Raw genomic sequence first — 22,369 nt, 5'->3', positions numbered from 1 at the left:
TGGCGCTTGCTGGAGCGGTCGTTGAAATATCTGCCGTTCGACAGGATAATGGGCCGCTTCTGTGCATGCGAAGTTCCCGCCCTTGCGGCGCGCCCGTCTACCCGACAAGGCGCGGCCCGCAGCGTCGCGCATGTCGTGCAGAACTGCACAAGAGCATAAGAGCCGCGAGCGCACGATTCGGCAACCTGGGCGCCTAACGATGAAACTGTTCACCAAGGGTCTGCTGCTGATCGCCGTGCCGAGCGCCGTCGAACTGGCGTTGCTGGGGTTCGTGTTCGGCACACAGGAAGAGGCCATGCAGGCGGCCAAGGGCGCCGCGGACAGCCAGCAGGTGCTGTGGCAGTCCACTACGCTCGCCCAGCCGCTGTTGCGCGAGGCGGCGCGCGTGCGCACCGGCGTGGTGCTGGGCGACCCGTCTTTCATCGACCGCCGCGCCATCTGGGCCGACTTCTCCGACCGTCTCGGCCAGCTCGAACATCTCGTGGCGAAGCAGCCGGAGCAGGTGGCGCGCGTGCGCCGCATGCGCGCGGCGGCGGACGCGTGGCGCGCCGAGGTGTCGGCCGTGGCGACCGCGCTCTACGAAGGGCGCACCATCGAGCCCTACGCCGACGCCCAGAACGACGCGCTGCCGCCGCAAATCCAGCTGGTGCGCACACAGCTCGACGATTTCATTGCCGAAGAGCGGCGCCGCGATGCGCAGAGCCGTGCGTCGCTTGCGCTCACGCGCACGCGGCAGCAGGCGGCGCTGATCGCAGCCGTGGTGGGGTCCATGCTGATCTGGGCGGGCTCGGCGTTCGTGTTCGCGCGCAATATCGGCAGGCGCCTCGCGGTGCTCACGGCGAATGCCGAGCGGCTCGGCAACAGCCAGCCGCTTACCGCACCGCTGTCGGGCAACGACGAAATCGCGGCGCTCGACACCGTTCTGCACGACACCAGCGTGCGGTTGCGCAGCGCCGAGCGCGAGCAGGCCGAACTCAAGGCGCAGCTCGAAGCGCGCGCGGCCGAACTCGCGCGCGTGAACGAGCACCTGCGCCAGGAGACGCAAGACAACGAGATGTTCATCTACAGCGTCTCGCACGACCTGCGCTCGCCGCTCGTGAACCTGCAAGGGTTTTCGAACGAGCTGCAGGTCTCTTGCGAAGATCTGCGCACCACGGTGGAAACGGCGCGACTGCCCGCGCCCGAGCACGAACGCCTCGCCGAGGTGCTGGACGGCGACATCCGCGAGTCGTTGCAGTTCGTGCGGCGCGCGGTGAGCCGGGCGGCCGCTATCATCGACGCGCTCCTGCGCATTTCGCGCGCGGGCCGCGTGGAGTACCACTGGCAGCGCGTGAGCATGGGTCGCGTGGCGGCGCGTGTCGTGGACGGCCTGGAAGGGACGCTCGCCGCGTGCGGGGCCTCCATCACGATGCGCGAGTTGCCGCCGGCGTGGGGCGACCCCGCGGCGATCGAACAGGTGTTCAGCCAGTTGATCGGCAACGCGCTGCGCTACCTCGATCCCGCGCGACCGGGCCGCATCGAGGTCGGGGCGCTGGAACCGGAACCGGAAGAGGCCGCCGACGAACCTGAGCCCGGCGCCGTGCCGCGTCCCCGCATGCGCACTTACTATGTGCGCGACAATGGTATGGGCATTCCCGCGGGGTCGCTGCCCGGCATGTTCCGCGCGTTCTCGCGTCTGCGGGCCGACACGGCCGAAGGCGAGGGCATCGGCCTTGCCATCGTGCGGCGCACCGTGGAGCGGCACGGCGGACGGGCGTGGGTGGAATCGGTGGAGGGCGCCGGGTCCACGTTCTTCTTCACGCTGCCCGAACAACCCTTGCGTGCACCATGAAGCCGACGCCAGTACGCGTTGAAAAGCAGATCGATAAACCGACAAGACGAACCACACAGCCGACCATGCCGACATCTCACGCCAGCCTCGCAACCGACTGCGCACGGCGCGCCTTCCGGAGCCAGCCATGACACAAGGGGAGACGGTCAGCATCGTGCTCGTTGAAGACGACGACGGCCATGCGACGCTCGTCGAACGCAACCTGCGCCGTTCCGGTATTTCGAACGGCTTTCTGCGCTTTCGGGACGGCGCCGAAGCGCTCGACTATTTCTTCGGCGACCCAGCCACGCACGCCGGGCGCGCCTGGCCTGCGCGCGACCAGCTCACCAACTTCGTGGTGCTGCTCGACCTGCGCATGCCGCGCGTGGACGGCTTCGAGGTGCTGCGACGGCTGAAGGCGTCGCCGGAAACGGCCGCTGTGCCCGTGATCGTGCTCACCACGACCGACGACCCGCGCGAGATCGAACGCTGTTACGAACTGGGCTGCAACGTCTACATTACGAAGCCCGTCGAATACGAGGCGTTTATCGAGGCGGTACGGCGGCTCGGCTTCTTCCTTCAGGTCGTGAAGCTGCCCCAGGGCCAACGGTTCGCCTCGCATGGATGACGACACGGCCGGCGCCGCGTCGCGCGCGCCCGCTACGAACGAACGCTTTCTCACACCCAACGCCGCCGCATTCACCAGCATGCCCGACCGCGCTACGCCTGCCGCCTACATTCTCGTCGTCGACGACGACGAAGGCATTCTCCGTCTTGCCCGCAAGTCGCTGATGCGGGCCGGCGTGCGCGTGGCCACCTGCACGGGCGCCGCGAGTGCACGCGAACTGATCGCTGCCGAAGCGCCCGATCTGCTCGTGCTCGACTATCAGCTCGACGGCCCCGAAACCGGGCTCGATTTCTTCCGCCGCCTGCGCGCCGAAGACGTGCGCATTCCGGCCATTCTCGTGACGGGCTTCACCGACGAATCGCGCGTGATCCAGGCGTTGCGCGCGGGTGTGTCCGACGTGGTGCCGAAGTCGGGCGACTATCTCGACTATCTGCCCGAAGCGGTGGAGCGCGTGCTCGCGCAGATTCGCCTGCAACGCGCGTCGGCCGAAGCGCTGTTGCTGCTCGATCGCGAAGAGCATTACCGCACGCTTTCCGAGGCGCTGCCGCACCTCGTGCTCACGTGCCGCTCGGACGGCCGCTGCGACTTCATCTCGAAGCAGTGGGTGGATTACACGGGGCTCGACGAAGCGCATTCGCTCGGCCTCGGCTGGCTCGACGCCGTGCACGCCGACGACCGCGAGGAAGTGCGCCGCACCTGGCTCGCGGCGGTGTCGGGCGGCGCGACGGGTTACTACCATCACGAAATGCGGATTCGCCGCCACGACGGCGCGTACCGCTGGTTCGACGTGCGCATCGTGGCCGTACGCGATCCGCGTGGCGGCGTGAACAAATGGTTCGGCAGTTGCACGGACATCCAGCCGCAGCGCGAGGCGATCGAAGAACGCGAACGGCTGCTCGCCTCGGAGCAGGTGGCGAGACAGGCGGCCGAAGACGCCAATCGCGCGAAAGACCGCTTTCTCGCCATGCTGTCGCACGAGCTGCGCACGCCGCTCACGCCGGTCCTCGCCGGCACGCGCGTGCTCGACATGATTGCCGAGCTGCCCGAGCAGGCGCGCGCAAGCGTGCGGATGATCCGCCGCAACATCGAACTGGAGGCACGCCTGATCGACGATCTGCTCGATCTCACGCGCGTGGCCAACGGCAAGCTGAGCCTCACGCTGGAAACGGTGGACGTGCACGAGGTGATCGACAGCGTGCTCGAACTCTTTCGCAGCGAGATTCAGGTCAAGCAGCAGGACGTGCACATCGACACGGCGGCGCGCCATCATTACGTGCGCGCCGACCGCGCGCGCCTGCAGCAGATGCTATGGAACCTCGTGCGCAACGCCGCGAAATTCACGCCCGACGGCGGGCACATCTATGTGCGCACGCGCGACGAAGGCTCGCAGATCCAGATTTCGGTGGAAGACACCGGCATCGGCATTGCGCCTGAGCAGATCGGCAAGCTCTTCAATGCGTTCGAGCAGGGCAGTCACAACATGACGCGGCAGTTCGGCGGCCTCGGCCTCGGGCTCGCCATCACCAAGGCGCTCACCGATGCGCACGGCGGCAGCGTGAGCGCGCGAAGCCCGGGCGTGCATTGCGGGGCGACCTTCACGATCGTGCTGCCCGCCTGCGAGCCGCCGCAGGCCGAGCCGGCCGCGCCGGTGTCGGCCGTATCCAGCGCCGCCTGCACGTTGACGATCCTGATGATCGAAGATCACGAAGATACGGCCGAGGTCATGGCGCAGCTTGTGCGCAGCCTCGGTCATGACGTGACGGTGGTGGGCCTCGTGGCCGATGCGCTCGCGGCCGCGCAGAGCGTCGAGTTCGACCTCGTGATCAGCGACGTGGGCTTGCCGGACGGCACGGGTCTCGATTTCATCCGCGCCTTCCGCGAGCATTCCGCGGTGCCGGCCGTTGCACTGACGGGCTTCGGCACCGACGAGGACGTGCGCCGCAGCGTCGACGCAGGCTTCACCTGGCATCTCACCAAGCCGGTGAACTTCGCGCAGCTCGAACAGCTGATCGAGAGCGCGGCGCGGCAGAAGTCCGAGCCGCCGGGTGCCACGCCGCCGCTCGAACAGACGGCGCGCGACGTCGATCTGGGTCGATAGCGCTTTCGTAGCGCTTCGTTCCGCTTCGTGGCTCTGCCGGCACCGTGCGCAGGCAGAGCCACGCGTGAGCCGGTATCAGCGCGGCTGGCTCTTGAGCGTGTCGCGAATCTCGCGAAGCAGCAGCACGTCTTCGGGCGGTGCCGGCGGGGCGGCGGGCGCGGCTTCTTCCGGCTGACGCAGCTTGTTGATGAACTTCACCATCAAAAAGATGATGAACGCGAGGATGAGGAAGTTGATCACGGCCGTGATGAACGAGCCGTAGCCGAACACGGCGACGCCCGCCGTCTGCAGATCCTTGTACGAATCGGGATTGCCCTTGAACGAGGGCGGAATGGTGCCGAGCCGCACGAACTGGTTCGAGAAATCGAGGCCGCCGGTGACGACGCCGATGACCGGCATGATCAGGTCCTTGACGACCGAATTCACGATGGTGGAGAAGGCGCCGCCGATGATGACGCCCACCGCCAGATCCATCACGTTGCCCTTGACGGCGAATTCCTTGAATTCCTTGATCATGCCCATGGGGCGAACCTCCTTGAGGTTATCGATTGAAATGGCGCGGCGTTGAAGCCCACCGTTGAAGCTCAAGCGCGCGGTTCGGCCAATGATAGTCAACGTCTTGCCGCAGGCATAGCGACTTGCGCAGCGATGCGAGGCTCAAGCCTTAAGCCGATTTCGTGCCCGGGTGTGCGCCGGCGTTCGCTCCCGCCACCGCGCGACCGATGTGCACGACGAAGCTGGCTGGATCGATGTTCGTGCCGCACAGAAGCACGCCCACGCGCTTGCCCTGAACCGTCTCGCGCAGCGGCCCGACGAGCGCTGCCGTGGCGGCCGCGCACGCGGGTTCGACAGCGAGCTTCAACTGGTTGAAGAGCAGCAGCATGGCCGCGCGCAACGCGTCGTCGGAGACGGTCACGATGCGGTCCAGATGGCGGCGGCACAGCTCGTAGCTGTACTGCTCGGTGAAGGGCGCCATCAGCGAATCCGCAATGCTCTCCATGTGGCTCATCTTCACCGTGTGATTGGCTGCGAAGCTGCGGCTCATCACGTCGGCGCCTTCGGGTTCCACGCCGTACACGTGCACGCGTGGATTGGCGAGACGCAGCGCCGTTGCGACGCCCGCGGCAAGCCCGCCGCCGCCCACGGGCACGATCACGGCATCGAGGTCGGGCGTCTGCGTGGCCCATTCGTAGCCGAGCGTCGCGGTGCCGAGCACCGTGCGATAGCCGTTGAACGGATGCACGTAGTAACGGCCTTCTTCGGCTTCGATCTGGCGCACGGTATCGAAGGCTTCGGCGGGACTGCCGGCCATGACGATCTCCGCCTTGTACTGACGGCACAGCGCCACGCGCGCCGGGTTCGCCGAATGAAACAGCACCACCTTCGCGCCGATGCCGAGGCGCATGGCCGCATAGGCCACGGCCACCGCATGATTGCCGCCCGACACGCAGGTCACGCCCGCGCTGCGTTGCGCGCTGTCGAGCGCGAGCATGTTCGTGAACGCGCCGCGCGCCTTGAAGCTGCCGCCCGCCTGCAGCAGTTCGAACTTGAAATTGACGATGGTGTCTTCGAGCGACGGAAAGTCGTGGCGCTCGAACACCGGCGTTCGCACCACCCAGGGCGTGAGCGCGAAGTGCTGCGTGGCGATGTCGTCGAGCGTGGGGATCGGCTCGCCGTCTATCGTGTGGTCGGTGTGTTGCGGCGTGGCAGTGGACATGGCGCGCTGGCGTCGGCGTGAACAGTTTGCGAAGCGTGCGCGTCAGCGCAGCTGCGCCTCGAGCGACATGCTGTGAATGAATCGATGCAGGAAGCGCTCGCATTCGGCGAGCTGCGCGAGCGCGACGAACTCGTTCGCCTTGTGCGCCTGCGCGATGTCGCCGGGCCCGCACACCACGCTCGGAATGCCGGCGCGCGCGAAGAGCCCGGCTTCGGTGCCGTAGGCCACCTTGCGCCGGTCGGTGTCGGACGTGAGTGCGCGCACGAGCTGCGTGATGGCGGCCGCTTCGGCGTCGTCGAGGCCCGGGGCCGCGGCGACTTTCGTGAAGTCGATGGCCGCCGCCGCGTGCTCGCGCTGCATCTTCGGCAACAGCGTTTCGCGTGCGTACGACTCGATGCGCGAGAAGATCGCGTCGGGGTCGAGCGTGGGCAGATTGCGGAACTCGAAGGCGAAGGTGCACTCGGCGGGCACCGTGTTCACGGCGTTGCCGCCTGTGATCGTGCTGGTCTGCGCCGTGGTGAACGGCACGTCGTACAGCTCGTCGAACGGGCCCTGTTCGCGAAAGCGGTCGGCCATGTCGCGAATGTGGCAGATGAGACGCGCCGCGTATTCGATCGCGTTGAGCCCCTTCGGCGTGAGCGACGAATGCGCCGCCTGGCCGCGCACGCAGCAGCGATACACGTTGATGCCCTTGTGCGCGATGATGGGCCGCATGCTGGTGGGCTCGCCCACGATGCAGCCTTCGGGCGCGACGCCGCGCTTCACGAGTTCGTCGATCATGAGCGGCGCGCCGACGCAGCCCACTTCTTCGTCGAACGAGAGCGCGAGGTGAATCGGCTTCGCGAGCTTCGTTTCGAGCATCGTGGGAACGAGCGTGAGCGCGGCGCCGATGAAGCCTTTCATGTCGCAGGTGCCGCGGCCGTACAGGCGGCCGTCGCGAATCTCGGGCTTGAACGGATCGCTGTCCCAGTCCTGGCCGTCCACGGGCACCACGTCGGTGTGGCCCGAGAGCACGATGCCGCCCGCGGTGCGGCCGTCATGCGCGGGAACGGTGGCGAACAGATTGGCCCACTTGCCGCTCGGGTCGTGCGTGAGCGTGGACTGCACGCCGAGCGCGTGCAGCGCGTCGCGCACCGTCTCGATCAGACCCAGGTTCGGATTGCGGCTCACCGTGTCCATCGACACGAGGCGCGTGACCCAGGGCAGCGAAGCGGGGGAAGCGTTCGAATTGGTTGAAGCGGAGGATGCGGAAGGCGGGACGGCGGAGGATGCGGAAGACGGACCGGGCGACGTGGCGGGATACGCTGACGCGGCAACCTGGGACATGGCAGAACTCCACTGGTTTATCGTTGGATGATACAGAAAAAGCCGAGCCTCGCCAAAGGCTTACGGGCCCAGATAAGCGGCCAATCAGGGCTCGGCAGGCGCTTGCGCGTTGCAACATGAAAGCCGCGCGTATGAAAGGGCGCGAAGGTCGGTGGAGTAGAAGTGAAGCGCAGGCGAAGCGGCACTGAAGGAGTGCGGCGAGGCTCGCATGAAGGCATAGGCAGCTAGGGGTGCCTTCATGCGAGCCACGCGCCGCGAAACCAAACCGAACCAAACGAAGCGGGCGCGGCAAGCAACAGACTTCGCGTTACGCCGAACGCTTACCGCTTACCGCACCGACGTCGCCGCCCCCGCAGCCGCATGACGCGCCGGCGTGCCGAGCGCGCGCAGCGTTTCCTTGACGGTGGCCACGCGCACCGCGAGGTCGGGGCTGCGTGTTTCGATGCGCAGCTTGTCCTGGCCCGCGAGCTTGATGTGCCGGTTCTTCTGCACCATCTCGATGATCCGCATGGCGTCGATGGGCGGGTTCGGCACGAACTGCAGTCCGATCACGGCTTCGCCCGCGTCGATCTTCGAAATGCCGAGCGGCCGCGCGGCAAGGCGCAGGCGGTGCGTCTCGACGAGCGCGTGCGCCTGCGGCGGCAGCTTGCCGAAGCGGTCGATCAGCTCTTCCTGGATGCTGTCGATCGCGTCGTCGTGTTCGCAGTTCGCGAGGCGCTTGTAGAGCGAGAGCCGTTCCTGCACGTCGCCGCAATAGTCGGCGGGCAGGATGGCGGGCGCGTGCAGGTTGATCTCGGTGGTTGCGGCGAGCGGCGCGTTGAGGTCCGGTTCGCGGCCTTCCTTGAGCGCCTTCACGGCGTCGTTGAGCATGTCCGTGTAGAGCTGGAAGCCGATCTCCTGAATTTCGCCCGACTGCTTGTCGCCCAGCACTTCGCCCGTGCCGCGAATTTCGAGGTCGTGCATGGCGAGGTAGAAGCCCGCACCCAGTTCCTCCATCTGCTGGATCGCTTCGAGGCGCCGCTGCGCCTGCTTCGTGAGCCCCTGCGGATCGTGCACCAGCAGATACGAATAGGCCTGGTGATGCGAGCGGCCCACGCGTCCGCGCAACTGGTGCAACTGCGCGAGCCCGAACTTGTCGGCACGGTGGATCAGGATGGTGTTGGCCGTGGGCACATCGATACCGGTCTCGATGATGGTCGTGCACAGCAGCACGTTGGCGCGCTGCGCGACGAAGTCGCGCATCACGCGTTCGAGTTCGCGCTCGTGCATCTGGCCGTGCGCCACCGCGATGCGCGCCTCGGGCACGAGGGCTTCGAGCATCGCGCGGCGGTTCTCGATGGTCTCCACTTCGTTGTGCAGGAAGTACACCTGGCCGCCGCGCTTCAGCTCGCGCAGCATCGCCTCGCGAATCACGCCGTCTTCCTCGCGGCGCACGAACGTCTTGATGGCGAGGCGCTTTTGCGGCGCCGTGGCGATGACCGAGAAGTCGCGCAGGCCTTCCAGCGCCATGCCGAGCGTGCGCGGAATCGGCGTGGCCGTGAGCGTGAGCACATCCACCTCGGCGCGCAGCGCCTTGAGCGCTTCCTTTTGGCGCACGCCGAAGCGGTGCTCTTCGTCGATGATGACGAGCCCCAGCCGCTTGAACTGCACGTCGGAGGAGAGCAGCTTGTGCGTGCCGATCACGATGTCGACGGTGCCGTCGTTGATCTGCTGGATCGCGGCGTTGACTTCCTTCGTCGACTTGAAGCGCGACAGTTCGGCGATGCGCACGGGCCAGTCGGAGAAGCGGTCCGTGAAGGTCTGCGTGTGCTGTTCCGCGAGCAGCGTGGTGGGTGAGAGCAGCGCCACCTGCTTGCCGCCCATGACGGCGATGAAGGCCGCGCGCAGCGCGACTTCGGTCTTGCCGAAGCCCACGTCGCCGCACACGAGGCGGTCCATCGGCTTGCCGCTCGTCATGTCGCCGATCACGGCGGCGATGGCGGCCGCCTGATCCGGCGTTTCCTCGAAGCCGAAGCTTTCGGCGAACTTCACGTAGTCGCGCGGTTCCAGCTTGAACGCGTGGCCCGCACGCGCGGCGCGGCGCGCATAGAGGTTGAGCAGCTCGGCCGCAGTGTCGCGAATCTGCTGCGCAGCCTTGCGCCGCGCCTTTTCCCACTGGCCCGAGCCGAGCGCGTGCAGCGGCGCGCTTTCGGGGTCCGCGCCGCTGTAGCGCGAGATGACGTGCAGCTGCGACACCGGCACGTAAAGCTTGCTGTCGCCCGCGTATTCGAGATGCAGGAACTCGGTTTCGCCTTCGCCGAGGTCCATGGTGATGAGCCCGCAGTAGCGGCCGATGCCGTGCTGCGCATGGACCACGGGGTCGCCCACCTTGAGTTCGGAGAGGTCGCGCACCATCGAATCGACGTTGCTCGCCTGCTCCTGGCGGCGCCGGCCGGTGCGGCGCGCGAGCGTGCCGTACAGCTCGGTCTCGGTGATGATCGCCAGCCCTTCGCCGGGCACGATAAAGCCGTTCGCGAGCGGCGCGACGCCGAGCGAAAAGGGCGCGTCGCCTGTGAGCCAGTCTTCGAAGCTGTCGGTCTGCGCGGGGCGCAGGGCGTTATCGGCGAGCAGTTGCGCGATGGTCTCGCGACGTCCCGCCGATTCGGCCGCGAACAGCACGCGGTTCGGCGTGGTGGCAAGCCAGGCGCGCAGCGCGGCGACGGGGTCGTCGGCGTGGCGATCGAGCGCAAGCCCCGGCAGCGGCGCGGTCCAGCCGCCGCCGCTCGCGGCCGGCAGCACGAGGCGTGCGAACGGCTTGGCGAGCGTGAAGAAGTCGTCGTCGGAAAGGAACAGCCGCTGGGGTTCCAGAATCGGCCGGTCGCGGTCGTGCGAAAGGAAGCTGTAGCGCTGCTTCGTGTCGGCGGTGAAGCGGCGGATGGCGACGTCGAGGTCGCCCGAGAACACGAGATGCGCCGCTTGCGGCAGGTAATGGAACAGCGTGGCCGTCTCTTCGAAGAAGAGCGGCAGGTAGTACTCGATGCCCGCTGACGGCACGCCGTTGCCGATGTCCTTGTAGATCGACGCGCGGCTCGGGTCGCCTTCGAACACCTCGCGCCAGCGGCTGCGAAACGCGGTGCGCGCGGCTTCGTCGAATGGAAATTCGCGGCCGGGCAAGAGGCGCACGTCGCGCACGGGATAAAGGCTGCGCTGCGAATCGGGGTCGAACGCGCGGATGGAGTCCACCTGGTCGTCGAACAGGTCGATGCGGTACGGCAGCGGCGAGCCCATCGGATAGAGGTCGAGCAGCGAGCCGCGCACGCAGTACTCGCCGGGACGCACGACCTGGCTTACGTGCTCGTAGCCGGCGAGCGTGAGCTGCGCCTTGAGCTTCGCTTCGTCGAGACGCTCGCCCTGCGAGAACGAGAACGTGTAGGCCGCGAGGAACGAGGCGGGCGGCATGCGGTACAGCGCCGTGGTGGCGGGCACGAGAAGGATGTCGCAGCGGCCTTCGCCCAGGTCGTGCAGCGTGGCGAGCCGCTCGGAGACGAGATCCTGGTGCGGCGAAAACGTGTCGTAGGGCAGCGTTTCCCAGTCCGGCAGCAGCCGCACGCGCGCATTCGGGGCGAAGAACGCGATTTCCTGCGAGAGCCGCTGCGCGTCCACGGCGCTCGCGCAGACCACCGCGAGCAGCGGGATCTTGTCGCGGTAGGCGAGGTGGTAGCGGGCGATCAGGAGCGCATCGGACGACCCGTGCGTGCCGTCGAACGCGAAGCGCTGCCCGCTCTTCACGAGCGCGACAGGGCAGGCGTCTCGCGACGGAGAAGACGGGGGCGACGATGAAGCGGCGGTATCGGACATAGGAAAGGGAGCGGCCTTGGGCGGCAGTGAAGCCGTGATGAAGCGCGATTGCAGCGGCCGCCGGACCGCGCTCGGGCGTGCTCCGGCGTCAACGCAAAGGACCTATTATAAAATCCGTCCTTCAATTTGACTCCCGCAGCTTTCGCACCCGGCTTCTACGGGCGCTCCGGCGAGCGGCGCCCGCAAGCATCCGACTACCGTGACCTCACGCCTTTTTGCCCTCATTCCGTGCGCCGGCACCGGCAGCCGCTCCGGCTCGGCCATGCCGAAGCAGTACCGTACCGTGGCCGGCCGCGATCTGCTCCACTACACGCTTTCCGCGTTCGACGCCTGCAGCGAATTTGCGCAGACGCTCGTCGTGATCTCGCCCGACGACACGCATTTCGACGCGCGCCGCTTCGCCGGCCTGCGCTTCGCGGTGCAGCGCTGCGGCGGCGCTTCGCGCCAGGCGTCGGTGCTCAACGGCCTCATCGCGCTGTCGGGATTCGGCGCACGCGACGACGACTGGGTGCTCGTGCACGACGCCGCGCGCCCCGGCATCACGCCCGCGCTGATCCGCACGCTGGTCGCCGAGCTCAAGGACGATGCCGTGGGCGGCATCGTCGCGCTGCCCGTGGCCGACACGCTCAAGCGCATGGCGCCCGCGCAGCCGCCGCACGTGGCGCGCACCGAGCCGCGCGACGGCCTCTGGCAGGCGCAGACGCCCCAGATGTTCCGGCTCGGCATGCTGCGCCACGCCATCGAACGCGCGCAACAGGAAGGCCACGACCTCACCGACGAAGCGAGCGCGATCGAATGGCTCGGTCACGCGCCGCGGCTCGTGCAGGGCAGCCTGCGTAACTTCAAGGTGACTTACCCGGAAGACTTCGATCTCGCGGAAGCGATCCTGAGCCGCCCGGCCGCTCAGTGACGCTGACGCGGGCTTAAAGCGACCTCGGCATCACCCGAATTTTCACTACGGACTCACGCATGGATTTCAGAATCGGACAAGGCTATGACGTACACGCGCTCGTGCCGGGGCGCCCGCTCATCATCGGCGGCGTGACGGTGCCTTACGAGCGCGGGCTGCTCGGCCACTCGGATGCCGACGTGCTGCTGCACGCGATCACCGACGCGCTTTTCGGCGCGGCGGCGCTCGGCGACATCGGCCGCCACTTTCCCGACACCGACACGCGCTTTGCGGGCGCCGACAGCCGCGTGCTGTTGCGCGAGTGTGCGGTGCGCGTGAGGCAGGCGGGCTTCGCCATTGCGAACGTCGACAGCACCGTGATCGCGCAGGCACCGAAGCTCGCGCCGCACATCGACGGCATGCGCGCCAATATCGCGGCCGACCTCGAATTGCCGCTCGACCGCGTGAACGTGAAGGCGAAGACCAACGAGAAGCTGGGCTACCTGGGGCGTGGCGAGGGCATCGAAGCGCAGGCCGCTGTGCTGCTCACGCGGGCGTGAATTGCGCATGTGCCGGCGAGAGCCGGACAGGATTGCCGGACGGCGAGCGACGGGCCCGCGTCCGGTAAAAAGGCCGCGAAATAAAAGAACAAAAAGCGGTAAAAGCGTGGTCCGCGCTTTAACGGTCGATGTTGATCGAAGCAATAACGGGCGACTCTTCGTTCCGGATTAATTTCAGTATTTGTCGCCCTATACTGCGTGAGTATTGGCACGCGGGAAGGGCGATGAACGCAGCTCGAGCATTTCAAGGGCACGTAAAGGGCCTCAACGGCATACGCGCACTGGCCGTGACGCTGGTTTTTCTGGCTCACAAAGGCCATCTGGGTGAGGTAGGAGAAGCGTTGGACCTCGGCAAACTGGGCGTCTGGCTGTTCTTTCTCATCAGCGGTTTTCTGATTATGGGAGAACTGCATCGCAACAGGCTGCGTATTGAAGAAGCCAGTGCGCGCCGCGATGCCGCACTGTGCGTGTTTTATATGAAACGCGCCCTGCGCATTTTCCCGGTTTATTACCTTTTGCTTGCGGCACTCGCCATTGCGCATCACCTGTTTTATCAGCGCGACGTGAATCTCGGCTTGCCGTGGCATGTGCTTTATCTCTCGAACTACTGGATCGGTTTCGTGCAGGACGGCTGGCCAGGTACTGTCTCGCATTTCTGGAGCCTCGCCGTCGAGCAGCAGTTCTATCTGGTGGCGCCTTTCGTGCTGCTGTTCTCGCCGGCCTCGCGTCACGTCGCGCTGTGCGCGGCCTTCGTCATTGTGGCGGCCGTCGTGCATGTGGCGCTGGGTGCGGGCGGTGCGAGCGAGCCGCTCGTCTATGCGTGCTCGCCGTGGAATTTCGCGTTGCTCGCGCTAGGCGGAATGGGCGGTATTGCCTGTGGCCGCTATCGCGCGGTGGGGTTCGTGGCAGGCGCCATGCCCACATTGCTCACGTGTGCGGCGGGGCTTGTTGCCGTGCTGGCCTGGCGCGCGGCCACGCCTGGCGTCACGGCCGGTGGTGCGCCGGCGAGTGTGGTGGATATCGGGCTATCTTTCGCGCTGCTCGGTGTATTCCTGTGGATCGTCAACCGACAGAACAGCAGGGCCGTCTCGATGCTCGAATGGCGTGCGCTCGACTACTTCGGCACCGTCAGCTACGGCTTCTACCTGTTTCACAACCTGATTCCCTCGAAGCTCGGTGACGCGCCGCATCTGTACGCGCGGCTTCATGTGCCGGCGACGCTGCAGCCCGTCTTGCCCGTGGTGCTCCAGTTCCTGCTTGCGCTGCTGCTCGCGCATCTGTCGTGGCAGCTGCTCGAGAAGCGTCTGCTGGAACTCAAGAAGCCGCTCGAAGCGGCGATCCGCAGGCGGCTTGCCGCGCAGCCGGCGGCGGATCTCGGCGCGCGCTGAGCGGCTGGTGGCAGTTCACGGCGGCTCGCGCGGCCCCGCATGTGCGCCACAGGCCTACGCGCTCTCGGCCGCGATCACCTGAGCAGCTGCATTCACCACCGCGGCAATACGCCCGACGTCGCGCAGTTGCGTCGACGACATGCCTTCTTCAACCAACGTGTCGAAGTGCGACTTCACGCAGAAGTGGCATTTGCCGACGATCGATGCGGCGAGCGCGTACAGCTCGAAGCGGCGTTTATCGACGCCGCCGTGCGCGGCATAGGCGTTCATGCGCAGGCCGGCCGGCTGCGATTTGAGGTCCGCGTTGCCGGTCATCTCCACGTATGGATACCAGACGTTGTTCATGCCCATGAGTGCGGCTGCGGTGAGCGCGCCGTGCGTTTCGTCGGGGGACAGCACGCCGGCGTCGCGGATGGTTTTCACGATCGCCGTGCTCTTCGCGGCAAATGCTGCCGCGAGCGCGGCGCCCACGGCGTCGTTGCCTTCGAGCGACGAACGCGCAATCGTGCCGTCGAGGTTCAGGCGGATGTCCTTCGCGTAGTCGGGGATGCGCTCCTTGATCGCGGCAAGAAACTCCATCAATACTTCCTCGTGGTCAGTCGATAAAGGCCTGCGCGGGCCGCCGGCCTGGGCGAGCCCTTGCGGTGCGCCCTTTCATCGCGCTCACAGCGTGGCGCCGCCCACCGAGCGGTTGCACGGGCACAGCTCGTCGGTCTGCAGGCCGTCCAGAATGCGCAGCACCTCGTCGGGATTGCGGCCCACGTTCAGGTTGTTCACCGAGACGTGCTGGATCGTGTTGTCCGGGTCCACGATGAAGGTGGCGCGCAGCGCAACGCCGGCTTCCTTGTCGCGTATGCCGAGCTGGTCGATCAGTTCGCCCTTCACGTCGCCGAACGAGTAGTGGTTCAGCTTGCTGAGGTCCTTGTGCTCGCGGCGCCAGGCGAGCTTGACGAATTCGTTGTCGACGCTGCCGCCCATCAGCACCGCGTCGCGCTCCTCGAACGCCTTTTGCAGCTTCGCGAATTCGACGATCTCGGTGGGACACACGAACGTGAAGTCCTTGGGGTAGAAGTAGATGACCTTCCACTTGCCCGGGAACGACGTTTCGGTGATCTCTTCGAACGCCGAGGCGCCGTTCTCTTCGTGATTGTTGAAGCCCGGCTTCGCGGCGGTGACGGTGAATGCTTCGAGTTTGTCGCCCACGGTTTTCATGCGCTTGCTCCTGTGTCAGTTGCCTCAGATGGAAAGACCGCGCGTTGACGCTCCGGCTTTCGGAACGCGTTCGCTATACCCGCGAAGACAGGCCGGTTGGCCCAGTTGTTCAATAGAAATTGTCTAAACGACGGGAAGAAGGTCTTAGATGTACGAGAGGCAGCAGGGGGCGTTCCCGCCGCCTGCCAGCGAGAGGGCTGCTCGTCATGATGCACCCGTTGCGGGTGCGAGGCGGAAGCGCCGTTGGTGTAGGGCCGACGTGGCCCGGGGATCAAACGCCCTTCGCGAGCGGAAATTCGATCGTGACTTCGAGGCCCGGTCCCGGCGCGCGGTTACGCAGGCGCAGCGTGCCACGGTAACGCCCCACGAGACGTTGCACGATGGCCATGCCGAGACCCGTGCCGTTTGCCTGCGTGCGAGCGGAGTTGACCCGGTAGAAGGGGCGCGTGACGAGCGCGAGCTGGTCTTCCGGAATGCCTGGGCCTTCGTCCACCACCGAAAGCTCCACGCGCGAATGCGAGACGCGCGTTTCCAGCATGACGTGCGGAATGCCGTCAGTTTCGCTGATGCCGTACTTGCGGGCGTTCTCGATCAGATTGCCTACCACGCGCCGCATGTCGGTCTCGTCCGCTTCCACCATGGCGGCGGGCGCAAGCCGCGTGATCAGGCGCATGCCGTCTTCGGACGACATGCGCGCGGCCAGTTCGCTTGCGATCACGGACAGGTCGACCTTTTCGGGCTGACGCTGCACCGGGCGCGCGTAATCGAGGAAGCGGCCGATGATCATGTCCATCTGCTCGATGTCGTCGATCATCGCGTCCTTGGTCGTCTGGTCCGACGGACTCATTTCGGTTTCCAGGCGCAGGCGCGCGAGCGGCGTGCGCAGGTCGTGCGAGATGCCCGCCAGCATCAGCGCACGGTCCGCCTCCAGCTGCTCGAGGTCGCGCACCATCTGGTTGAAGCTGCGGTTCGTTTCGGCGGCCACGCCCATGCCACGTTCGGGCAGCGGCTCGGGCGATTGCCCCGAGCCCACCTTGCGCGCGGCCATCGAGAGCCGCGAGAACGGGCGATTCACGAGACTCGTAATGAAGGCCGCCCCGAAGAGCGAGAGCGCGAGCGCGAACACGCCCCAGCCCACCCACTGCAGACCGGTGACGTTGTCGAGCTGGTCGCGGTCGAGCGCGACCCAGTAATCGTCGTCGTCGATCTTGAAGCTGATCCACACGCCGGGAATGTCGTTGACCGATTGCGCGATCACCGTGTCGTCGCCGAGGCGGCTGCGGATGTCGTGCTCGATCAGCCGGTTCAGCGACTCGTCGGGCTGCAGCTTGTATTTGTCGGTGGTCTCGCGCGGATAGACGCGCACGCCTTCGTTGCTTTCCAGGTCCTGGAGCAGCGCGCGACGCAGGTCGGGATCGGAATAGAGCAGGGCCGTGCGGGTCAGCTTGACGATGGCGACGAGCTGAAGCGCCACGCGCTGCGCGCGCGGCTCGCGCTCGATCACGCGAAAGCTCTGGAACCACGCCGCGAGACTTACCGCAATGAGGAGCGCGATCAGCAGGAAGGTGCGCCAGAAAAGCCCGCCGAAGGCGTGCGTGAGGAGGCGCCGGTCAATCCGCATGGACCGTCCCTGTCAGAGAAACGAACCGCAACGCTGGGCTCGGGATCAGGCTGCGCCGTCCGGAATGAACACGTAGCCGAGTCCCCAGACAGTCTGAATGAAGCGCGGGCTGCCCGGATCGGGTTCGATCAGTTTGCGCAGGCGCGAAATCTGCACGTCGAGGCTGCGATCGAACACTTCGTACTCGCGGCCGCGGGCGAGCTCCATGAGCTTTTCGCGCGAGAGCGGCTGGCGCGGATGCCGGGCAAACACCTTGAGCACCGAGAATTCGCCGGTGGTAAGCGGAATTTCCTGGCCTGCCTTGGTGAGCGTACGCGTGGCCAGATTGAGGGCAAACTCGCCGAACTCGAACACCTCCGTGGTTTCGGAGGGCGCGCCCGGCAGTTCGGACGGCGACTGGCGGCGCAGTACCGCATGAATGCGTGCCACCAGTTCGCGCGGATTGAAGGGCTTCGGCAGGTAGTCGTCGGCGCCCATTTCGAGGCCGACAATACGGTCCACGTCTTCGCCCTTCGCGGTGAGCATGATGATGGGCGTGCGGTCGTTGCTGCCGCGCAGGCGGCGGCAGATCGACAGGCCGTCTTCGCCGGGCAGCATCAGGTCCAGCACGAGCAGGTCGAAACGCTCGCGCACCCAGAGCTTGTTCATGGCCGGTGCGTTTTCCGCGACGTAGACGTTGAATCCCTGTTCACCGAGGTAGCGCCGCAGCAGGTCGCGCAGGCGCGGATCGTCGTCGACGACAAGGATTTTCGAAGGGTTCTTGGTTTCCATGGACGGCATCTTAGCGCGATTAGAAAGGGGTGCGAGTTTTGGCGAATTGCCACGTTACAGTCAGTTACAAAATTTACCCGCCCCGTGGCACGACGTAAAGCGGCCACGCGTACACTCCTTTACTGACTGCGGCTGTTCGGTAGATACTTCATTAGACTACAACGCTCGCACCCGCCTTCTCTGGGTCCAGCACATGCACACATGTATTTGAGGTAAGCCGTTTGCCGCGCCACGAAGGGAACAAGATGAAGGGAGGGGTCAGGCCAAGGGTGCGCCTCATCGTGACAGGGCTCGCCGTGGCAGGTGCTCTCGCGAGCGTGCTCGATCCCGTTTGCGTCCTCGCCCAGCCTGCTGCCGAACGGCTCCCCAACTCCCGTCTGCCTCAACGCGCCTCCAGCGCGAAGCCGTATCGCCATCCCCGCGGTCCCGTGGTTGTCCCGCCGCAGCCGGCCTCGGACCTTGCCATGCGCACCGCCGTTCCCCCCGACCTCGACCAGCGCCGTCGCGACGGCCATATGACGCCGGAAGAGCGGCGCCTGCTGCGCCAGCACATCGAAGACGCCGTGCGCGAACTTTACAAGCGCTGACGACGGAAAAGTCAGCGCGCGCCGTGTAAGAGCTGACCTCGCTATCTCAGCCCACCCACGAATCCGTCGACCATGAATACGCTTATGACGTTGCGGCCGAGCCTTGCGCGGGCGGCGCGACGCGCGGTGCTGGCCGCTGCGGTGTCCTGCGCGACAGCCGTGGCGCAGGTACCGGGCGCGATGCCGTCGCACGTTACGAACGATGTCGCCCTCGACGCCGACGACGCCCGCTACTTCCTTACCCGCATCGGCTTCGCCCCCGACCGCGCCGAGGTGGCGCGGTACGTCGGCCTCACGCGCGAGGAGGCGGTGGCGAGCGTGCTTTCCACGACACGCACGATCGCCGTGACGCCCATGCCCCTGTGGACAGCCGAGCCCATCCCGACGCGCACCGAACGCAACGCCTGGACGCCCGACGAACGTCGCGCCGAGCAGCAGACGCGCGGCCAGCGCTATGACGAGTTGCGCGCGTGGTGGGTACGCGAAATGATCGCCACGCCGTCGCCGCTGACCGAACGCATGACGCTCTTCTGGCACAACCATTTCACGTCGGCGCAAGACAAGGTGAGCTGGCCGCAGTCGATGGCGCAGCAGAACGCGCTATTGCGTCGCGACGCGCTCGGCAACTTCGCAACGATGCTGCACGACGTCGCGAAAGACCCTGCGATGCTGCAATACCTCGATGGCGCGAGTAATCGCAAAGGCAAGCCGAACGAGAATTTCGCGCGCGAGGTGATGGAGCTCTTCACGCTCGGCGAGGGCCGCTATACGCAGCGCGACGTGGCCGAGGCGGCTCGCGCATACACGGGCTGGGGTGTCGATCCCGATACGGCGGCATATGTCTGGCAACCCGATCGCCACGACGCGGGCACGAAAACGGTGCTGGGCGAAACAGGACCGTTCGACGGCGACGCGGTGCTCGACATTCTGCTCGCGCGCCCCGAAACAGCCGACTTCGTCGTGCGCAAGCTGTGGCGCGAATTCGTTTCCGAGAGCCCGGACCCGGCGCAGATCGAACCTGTCGCTGCGCGTTTTCGCGCGAGTCACTACGACATCAAGGTCGCGCTGCGCGGCCTCTTTCTCACGGACGCGTTCTGGGACGAGCGCAATCGCGGCGCGCTCGTGAAGTCGCCGGCCGAATTCGTGGTGGGCGCGGTGCGCGCCTTCGACATCGGCTACGAGAGCACGGCACCCTTCGCTGGAACCATCCGCAACCTCGGCGAAAACCTGTTCTATCCGCCGAACGTGAAGGGGTGGCCGGGCGGTGCAACGTGGATCAACAGCTCGACGCTGCTCGCGCGCAAGCAGTTCGTCGAACAGATGCTGCGCTCTACCGCTGCGGCGCCGCCCGCGCGCATGGCGAAGGGCAGCATGCATTTCGACATCGCGCGGTGGCTCGCGGACTACTATACGTCGCCGACGGCGCGGCCCGGGCTGACCGCGGAGCTGCAACTGCAGCATGCGGTGTTGCCGTTCGCGCCTGTGGACCCGATTGCAACAGACTCGACGGCGAGTGCCTATCTGCAGGCGCTGCTGATGGATCCGGCTTACCAGCTCAAATGACAATGACCCGGGCTTGCCGAAGCGACGGCGCGCGCCGCGCGACCCGCGCTGCAACGACGCCGGCGCCGGCGCCGGCGAGACCGCGCGAACGAGGTACAGCATGAAACGACGCGATTTCCTGACGATGACCAGCGTGGCCGGCGTGTCTCTATGGCTTGCGGGCGGCGCCTCCCGTGCCTGTGCCGCGCAGGGCGCCTCGCGCTCAGGCTCGTCGGTCGCAGGCAGCTACGACAACCTGCTGATTCTCGTGGAGCTCAAAGGCGGCAACGACGGTCTGAACACCGTCATTCCCTATGCCGATCCGCTCTATCTGAAGCTGCGCAAGAACATCGGCATCAAGCGAGAGCAGGTCATTCAGCTCGACGAGCGCACGGCGCTGCATCCCGCACTCGAGCCGCTGATGCCGCTCTGGCAGACGAAGCAGCTCGCCATCGTGCAGGGCGTGAGCTATCCGCAGCCTAACCTCTCGCACTTTCGCTCCATCGAAATCTGGGATACGGCGTCGGATGCCGGCGAATATCTGCGCGAGGGATGGCTCACGCGCGCGTTCGGCCAGAAAGCGGTGCCGCACGGGTTTGCCGCCGACGGCGTGGTGATCGGCAGCGCGGAGATGGGTCCGCTCGCCAACGGCGCGCGTGCCATTGCGCTCGTCAATCCCGCGCAGTTCGTGCAGGCGTCGAAGCTCGTGACGCCCGTCTCGCTGCACGAACGCAATCCCGAGCTGGCGCACATTCTCGAGGTGGAGAACGACATTCTCCAGGCCGCCGATCGCCTGCGCCCACGCCCCGGGCAATACGCGCTGAAGACCGCGTTTCCGGGCGGCGCGTTCGGCGCATCGGTGAAGACGGCGATGCAGGTGCTCGCGGCGTCGTCCACGCCGCAAGGCAAGGCGATGTCGGGGCAGGGCGTCGCCGTGATCCGGCTCACGCTGAACGGCTTCGATACGCATCAGAACCAGCCTGGTCAGCAGGCCGCGCTGTTGCGTCAATTTGCCGAGGGTATGGCCGCGATGCGTGCCGCGCTCACCGAACTGGGCCGGTGGGGCAGCACGCTCGTCATGACCTACGCCGAATTCGGACGGCGTGCGCAGGAGAACCAGAGCAACGGCACCGACCACGGCACGGTGGCGCCGCATTTCGTCGCGGGCGGACGCGTGCGCGGCGGGCTCTATGGTGTGCCGCCGGTGCTCGCGAGACTCGACGGCAACGGCAATCTGCCCGTCGGCGTGGACTTTCGCGCGCTTTACGCGATGGTGCTCGATACGTGGTGGGGCATGGACGCGCAGGCCGTGCTCAAGCAGCGCTTCGAACCGCTGCCGCTGCTACGCGTGTGAAAACGGGCTTGGCAGCGGGCAGGACGTGAGCCGTCGCCGTCGGCGAGTTCAGCCGCGCCGTGCCGCACGCCAGGCAATCCACAGCTTGCGGATGGGCGTGAGCACGATCTGCTGATGCAAGACCTGATAACCCTCGCGCTCGATCTCGTCGAGCAGCGCGAGCGAGAGCGCGGCGAGCGAGCGCAACGGACGCTGCGCGCGGCGCTCGGCGGCCGGAATGGCGGCAAGCGCGCTATGCAGCGCGTCACGCGCGCGCGTGGTCTGGAACTGCATCAGCTGCGTGAAGGCTTCGCTGTAGCGGCGATTGATGAGGTCCGCGGCCATCACGTTGTAGCGCTGGAGTTCGTCGATGGGCACGTAGATGCGGCCGTGGCGCGCGTCGTTGCCGATTTCGTGAACGAACTGCGCGAGCATGAGCGCGTTGCCGAGCGAGGTGGCCCAGTCCTGCGCCCGCGCCGGGTCTTGCGCCGTGACGCGCGCGAGCAGCGTAGCGAACGTGCCGCCGACGCCGTCCATGTAACGTCGCAGATTCGGGAAGTCGAGGTAGCGTGCCTGCTCGAGATCCATCTCGAACCCGGCAAGCAGCGCCTGCAGCGCGGGATATTCGGCGGCGACGTCACCCAGATGCGCGGCAAGCGCCCTGGATACCGGATGCGAGGGCGAGCCCGCCGCCAGCGCGGCCGTTTCCTTCTGCCACCACGCAAGCTTGGTGCGGCCCACGGTAGGGTCGCTCGTTTCCTTGACCGTTTCTTCGAACTCGCGCCGTAAAGCGAAGAGGGCCGCGAGCAGCGGCTGCTGCGCGAGCGGCGCCTGGCGCAGTGCGTAGTAGGTGCTCGATCCAGGCGGGGCCGCCTTTTGCAGGCAGTAGTCGTCGAAATTCACAGTGGGAGCGGTGGGGGCAGGGGACGCATTTCGCACGCCGACGCGCATGCCGGCTGCCGCGCAGCAAAACGGGGTGCCGCGATCGCGTGCGAACGGGTGCGTCGCGCGAAACGGCAAATTCTAGCACCGCAGCGGCTCGTCGACTCA

The 22,369-nt window shown here is 66.5% G+C and carries 19 protein-coding genes; 10 read left to right on the top strand and 9 right to left on the bottom strand.

The window, feature by feature from the left end; genetic code table 11:
- Window positions 1–199 precede the first annotated feature (199 nt).
- The 3 genes from U0042_RS11110 (at window position 200) to U0042_RS11100 (ending at window position 4,536) form a co-directional block, all read left to right on the top strand.
- Window positions 200–1,831, top strand: coding sequence for a sensor histidine kinase (locus U0042_RS11110; RefSeq protein ID WP_114810799.1), 1,632 nt, complete (start codon window positions 200–202; stop codon window positions 1,829–1,831).
- Window positions 1,832–1,958: 127 nt separating this feature from the next.
- A complete protein-coding gene (locus U0042_RS11105) occupies window positions 1,959–2,438 on the top strand; it encodes a response regulator (RefSeq protein ID WP_114810800.1) in 480 nt (159 codons plus the stop codon).
- Window positions 2,439–2,517: 79 nt separating this feature from the next.
- Entirely contained in the window at window positions 2,518–4,536 is a 2,019-nt protein-coding gene (locus U0042_RS11100) for a hybrid sensor histidine kinase/response regulator (RefSeq protein ID WP_114810966.1), read from the top strand.
- A gap of 75 nt (window positions 4,537–4,611) precedes the next feature.
- On the opposite strand, the gene mscL is transcribed toward U0042_RS11100, so the two are convergent.
- From mscL to argE, 3 genes are all read right to left on the bottom strand, one after another.
- A complete protein-coding gene (mscL, locus tag U0042_RS11095; RefSeq protein WP_114810801.1) occupies window positions 4,612–5,058 on the bottom strand; it encodes a large conductance mechanosensitive channel protein MscL in 447 nt (148 codons plus the stop codon).
- Window positions 5,059–5,200: 142 nt separating this feature from the next.
- The gene (locus tag U0042_RS11090; RefSeq protein ID WP_114810802.1) at window positions 5,201–6,253 is read right to left on the bottom strand and encodes a threonine/serine dehydratase; all 1,053 of its coding nucleotides are present in this window, start codon (window positions 6,251–6,253) and stop codon (window positions 5,201–5,203) included.
- Window positions 6,254–6,295: 42 nt separating this feature from the next.
- The gene (argE, locus tag U0042_RS11085; protein ID WP_232833366.1) at window positions 6,296–7,432 is read right to left on the bottom strand and encodes an acetylornithine deacetylase; all 1,137 of its coding nucleotides are present in this window, start codon (window positions 7,430–7,432) and stop codon (window positions 6,296–6,298) included.
- On the opposite strand from argE, the gene U0042_RS11080 reads away from it, so the two are divergent.
- Window positions 7,425–7,610: a hypothetical protein gene (locus U0042_RS11080; RefSeq protein WP_232833354.1), complete on the top strand. Its 186-nt coding sequence runs from the start codon at window positions 7,425–7,427 to the stop codon at window positions 7,608–7,610. The genes argE and U0042_RS11080 overlap by 8 nt on opposite strands.
- Window positions 7,611–7,906: 296 nt before the next feature.
- Here the strand turns inward: U0042_RS11080 and mfd are convergent, their stop codons facing one another.
- On the bottom strand, window positions 7,907–11,416 hold the full coding sequence (gene mfd, locus U0042_RS11075) for a transcription-repair coupling factor (protein ID WP_114810804.1): 3,510 nt from the start codon (window positions 11,414–11,416) through the stop codon (window positions 7,907–7,909).
- 199 nt (window positions 11,417–11,615) lie between these two features.
- On the opposite strand from mfd, the gene ispD reads away from it, so the two are divergent.
- The 3 genes from ispD to U0042_RS11060 all read left to right on the top strand — a co-directional run bounded on the left by ispD (window position 11,616) and on the right by U0042_RS11060 (window position 14,253).
- Window positions 11,616–12,326 carry a 2-C-methyl-D-erythritol 4-phosphate cytidylyltransferase gene (gene ispD, locus U0042_RS11070; RefSeq protein WP_114810805.1) on the top strand — a complete coding sequence of 237 codons (711 nt, stop codon included), beginning with the start codon at window positions 11,616–11,618 and terminating at the stop codon, window positions 12,324–12,326.
- A 59-nt stretch (window positions 12,327–12,385) separates the two neighbouring features.
- Window positions 12,386–12,865, top strand: coding sequence for a 2-C-methyl-D-erythritol 2,4-cyclodiphosphate synthase (ispF, locus tag U0042_RS11065; protein WP_114810806.1), 480 nt, complete (start codon window positions 12,386–12,388; stop codon window positions 12,863–12,865).
- 224 nt (window positions 12,866–13,089) lie between these two features.
- On the top strand, window positions 13,090–14,253 hold the full coding sequence (locus tag U0042_RS11060) for an acyltransferase family protein (protein WP_114810807.1): 1,164 nt from the start codon (window positions 13,090–13,092) through the stop codon (window positions 14,251–14,253).
- 54 nt (window positions 14,254–14,307) lie between these two features.
- Here the strand turns inward: U0042_RS11060 and U0042_RS11055 are convergent, their stop codons facing one another.
- The 4 genes from U0042_RS11055 to ompR form a co-directional block, all read right to left on the bottom strand.
- Entirely contained in the window at window positions 14,308–14,832 is a 525-nt protein-coding gene (locus U0042_RS11055) for a carboxymuconolactone decarboxylase family protein (RefSeq protein ID WP_114810808.1), read from the bottom strand.
- An 84-nt stretch (window positions 14,833–14,916) separates the two neighbouring features.
- Window positions 14,917–15,465: a peroxiredoxin gene (locus tag U0042_RS11050; RefSeq protein ID WP_114810809.1), complete on the bottom strand. Its 549-nt coding sequence runs from the start codon at window positions 15,463–15,465 to the stop codon at window positions 14,917–14,919.
- 271 nt (window positions 15,466–15,736) lie between these two features.
- Window positions 15,737–17,086, bottom strand: a complete 1,350-nt coding sequence (locus U0042_RS11045) for an ATP-binding protein (protein ID WP_114810810.1) — start codon at window positions 17,084–17,086, stop codon at window positions 15,737–15,739.
- Between the two features lie 45 nt (window positions 17,087–17,131).
- Window positions 17,132–17,866, bottom strand: coding sequence for a two-component system response regulator OmpR (gene ompR / locus U0042_RS11040; RefSeq protein WP_017773795.1), 735 nt, complete (start codon window positions 17,864–17,866; stop codon window positions 17,132–17,134).
- Between the two features lie 236 nt (window positions 17,867–18,102).
- Here ompR and U0042_RS11035 point away from each other — a divergent pair, with 236 nt between their 5' ends.
- From U0042_RS11035 to U0042_RS11025, 3 genes are all read left to right on the top strand, one after another.
- Window positions 18,103–18,444 (top strand): hypothetical protein, encoded by a 342-nt coding sequence (locus U0042_RS11035; RefSeq protein ID WP_114810811.1) that lies wholly within the window; start codon window positions 18,103–18,105, stop codon window positions 18,442–18,444.
- A gap of 180 nt (window positions 18,445–18,624) precedes the next feature.
- A complete protein-coding gene (locus U0042_RS11030; protein WP_198665300.1) occupies window positions 18,625–20,007 on the top strand; it encodes a DUF1800 domain-containing protein in 1,383 nt (460 codons plus the stop codon).
- A 100-nt stretch (window positions 20,008–20,107) separates the two neighbouring features.
- Window positions 20,108–21,340: a DUF1501 domain-containing protein gene (locus tag U0042_RS11025; protein ID WP_114810967.1), complete on the top strand. Its 1,233-nt coding sequence runs from the start codon at window positions 20,108–20,110 to the stop codon at window positions 21,338–21,340.
- Window positions 21,341–21,388: 48 nt separating this feature from the next.
- On the opposite strand, the gene hpnD is transcribed toward U0042_RS11025, so the two are convergent.
- Entirely contained in the window at window positions 21,389–22,222 is an 834-nt protein-coding gene (gene hpnD, locus U0042_RS11020) for a presqualene diphosphate synthase HpnD (RefSeq protein ID WP_114810813.1), read from the bottom strand.
- Window positions 22,223–22,369: the final 147 nt, after the last annotated feature.

It is taken from the genome of Paraburkholderia kururiensis (genome assembly GCF_034424375.1).
Lineage (GTDB): Bacteria > Pseudomonadota > Gammaproteobacteria > Burkholderiales > Burkholderiaceae > Paraburkholderia > Paraburkholderia kururiensis_A.
The sequence above is the reverse complement of the archived record's forward strand: the minus strand, read 5'-3'. Positions and strand labels throughout refer to the sequence as shown.

Coding starts and splice junctions, on each gene's coding strand:
- U0042_RS11025 (WP_114810967.1), top strand. CDS start 20,108: ATGAAACGACGCGATTTCCTGACGATGACCAGCGTGGCCGGCGTGTCT.
- U0042_RS11045 (WP_114810810.1), bottom strand. CDS start 17,086: ATGCGGATTGACCGGCGCCTCCTCACGCACGCCTTCGGCGGGCTTTTC.
- U0042_RS11100 (WP_114810966.1), top strand. CDS start 2,518: ATGCCCGACCGCGCTACGCCTGCCGCCTACATTCTCGTCGTCGACGAC.
- U0042_RS11035 (WP_114810811.1), top strand. CDS start 18,103: ATGAAGGGAGGGGTCAGGCCAAGGGTGCGCCTCATCGTGACAGGGCTC.
- argE (WP_232833366.1), bottom strand. CDS start 7,432: ATGGACACGGTGAGCCGCAATCCGAACCTGGGTCTGATCGAGACGGTG.
- mfd (WP_114810804.1), bottom strand. CDS start 11,416: ATGTCCGATACCGCCGCTTCATCGTCGCCCCCGTCTTCTCCGTCGCGA.
- ispF (WP_114810806.1), top strand. CDS start 12,386: ATGGATTTCAGAATCGGACAAGGCTATGACGTACACGCGCTCGTGCCG.
- U0042_RS11105 (WP_114810800.1), top strand. CDS start 1,959: ATGACACAAGGGGAGACGGTCAGCATCGTGCTCGTTGAAGACGACGAC.
- U0042_RS11060 (WP_114810807.1), top strand. CDS start 13,090: ATGAACGCAGCTCGAGCATTTCAAGGGCACGTAAAGGGCCTCAACGGC.
- mscL (WP_114810801.1), bottom strand. CDS start 5,058: ATGGGCATGATCAAGGAATTCAAGGAATTCGCCGTCAAGGGCAACGTG.
- U0042_RS11050 (WP_114810809.1), bottom strand. CDS start 15,465: ATGAAAACCGTGGGCGACAAACTCGAAGCATTCACCGTCACCGCCGCG.
- U0042_RS11030 (WP_198665300.1), top strand. CDS start 18,625: ATGCCGTCGCACGTTACGAACGATGTCGCCCTCGACGCCGACGACGCC.
- ompR (WP_017773795.1), bottom strand. CDS start 17,866: ATGCCGTCCATGGAAACCAAGAACCCTTCGAAAATCCTTGTCGTCGAC.
- U0042_RS11110 (WP_114810799.1), top strand. CDS start 200: ATGAAACTGTTCACCAAGGGTCTGCTGCTGATCGCCGTGCCGAGCGCC.
- U0042_RS11090 (WP_114810802.1), bottom strand. CDS start 6,253: ATGTCCACTGCCACGCCGCAACACACCGACCACACGATAGACGGCGAG.
- U0042_RS11055 (WP_114810808.1), bottom strand. CDS start 14,832: ATGGAGTTTCTTGCCGCGATCAAGGAGCGCATCCCCGACTACGCGAAG.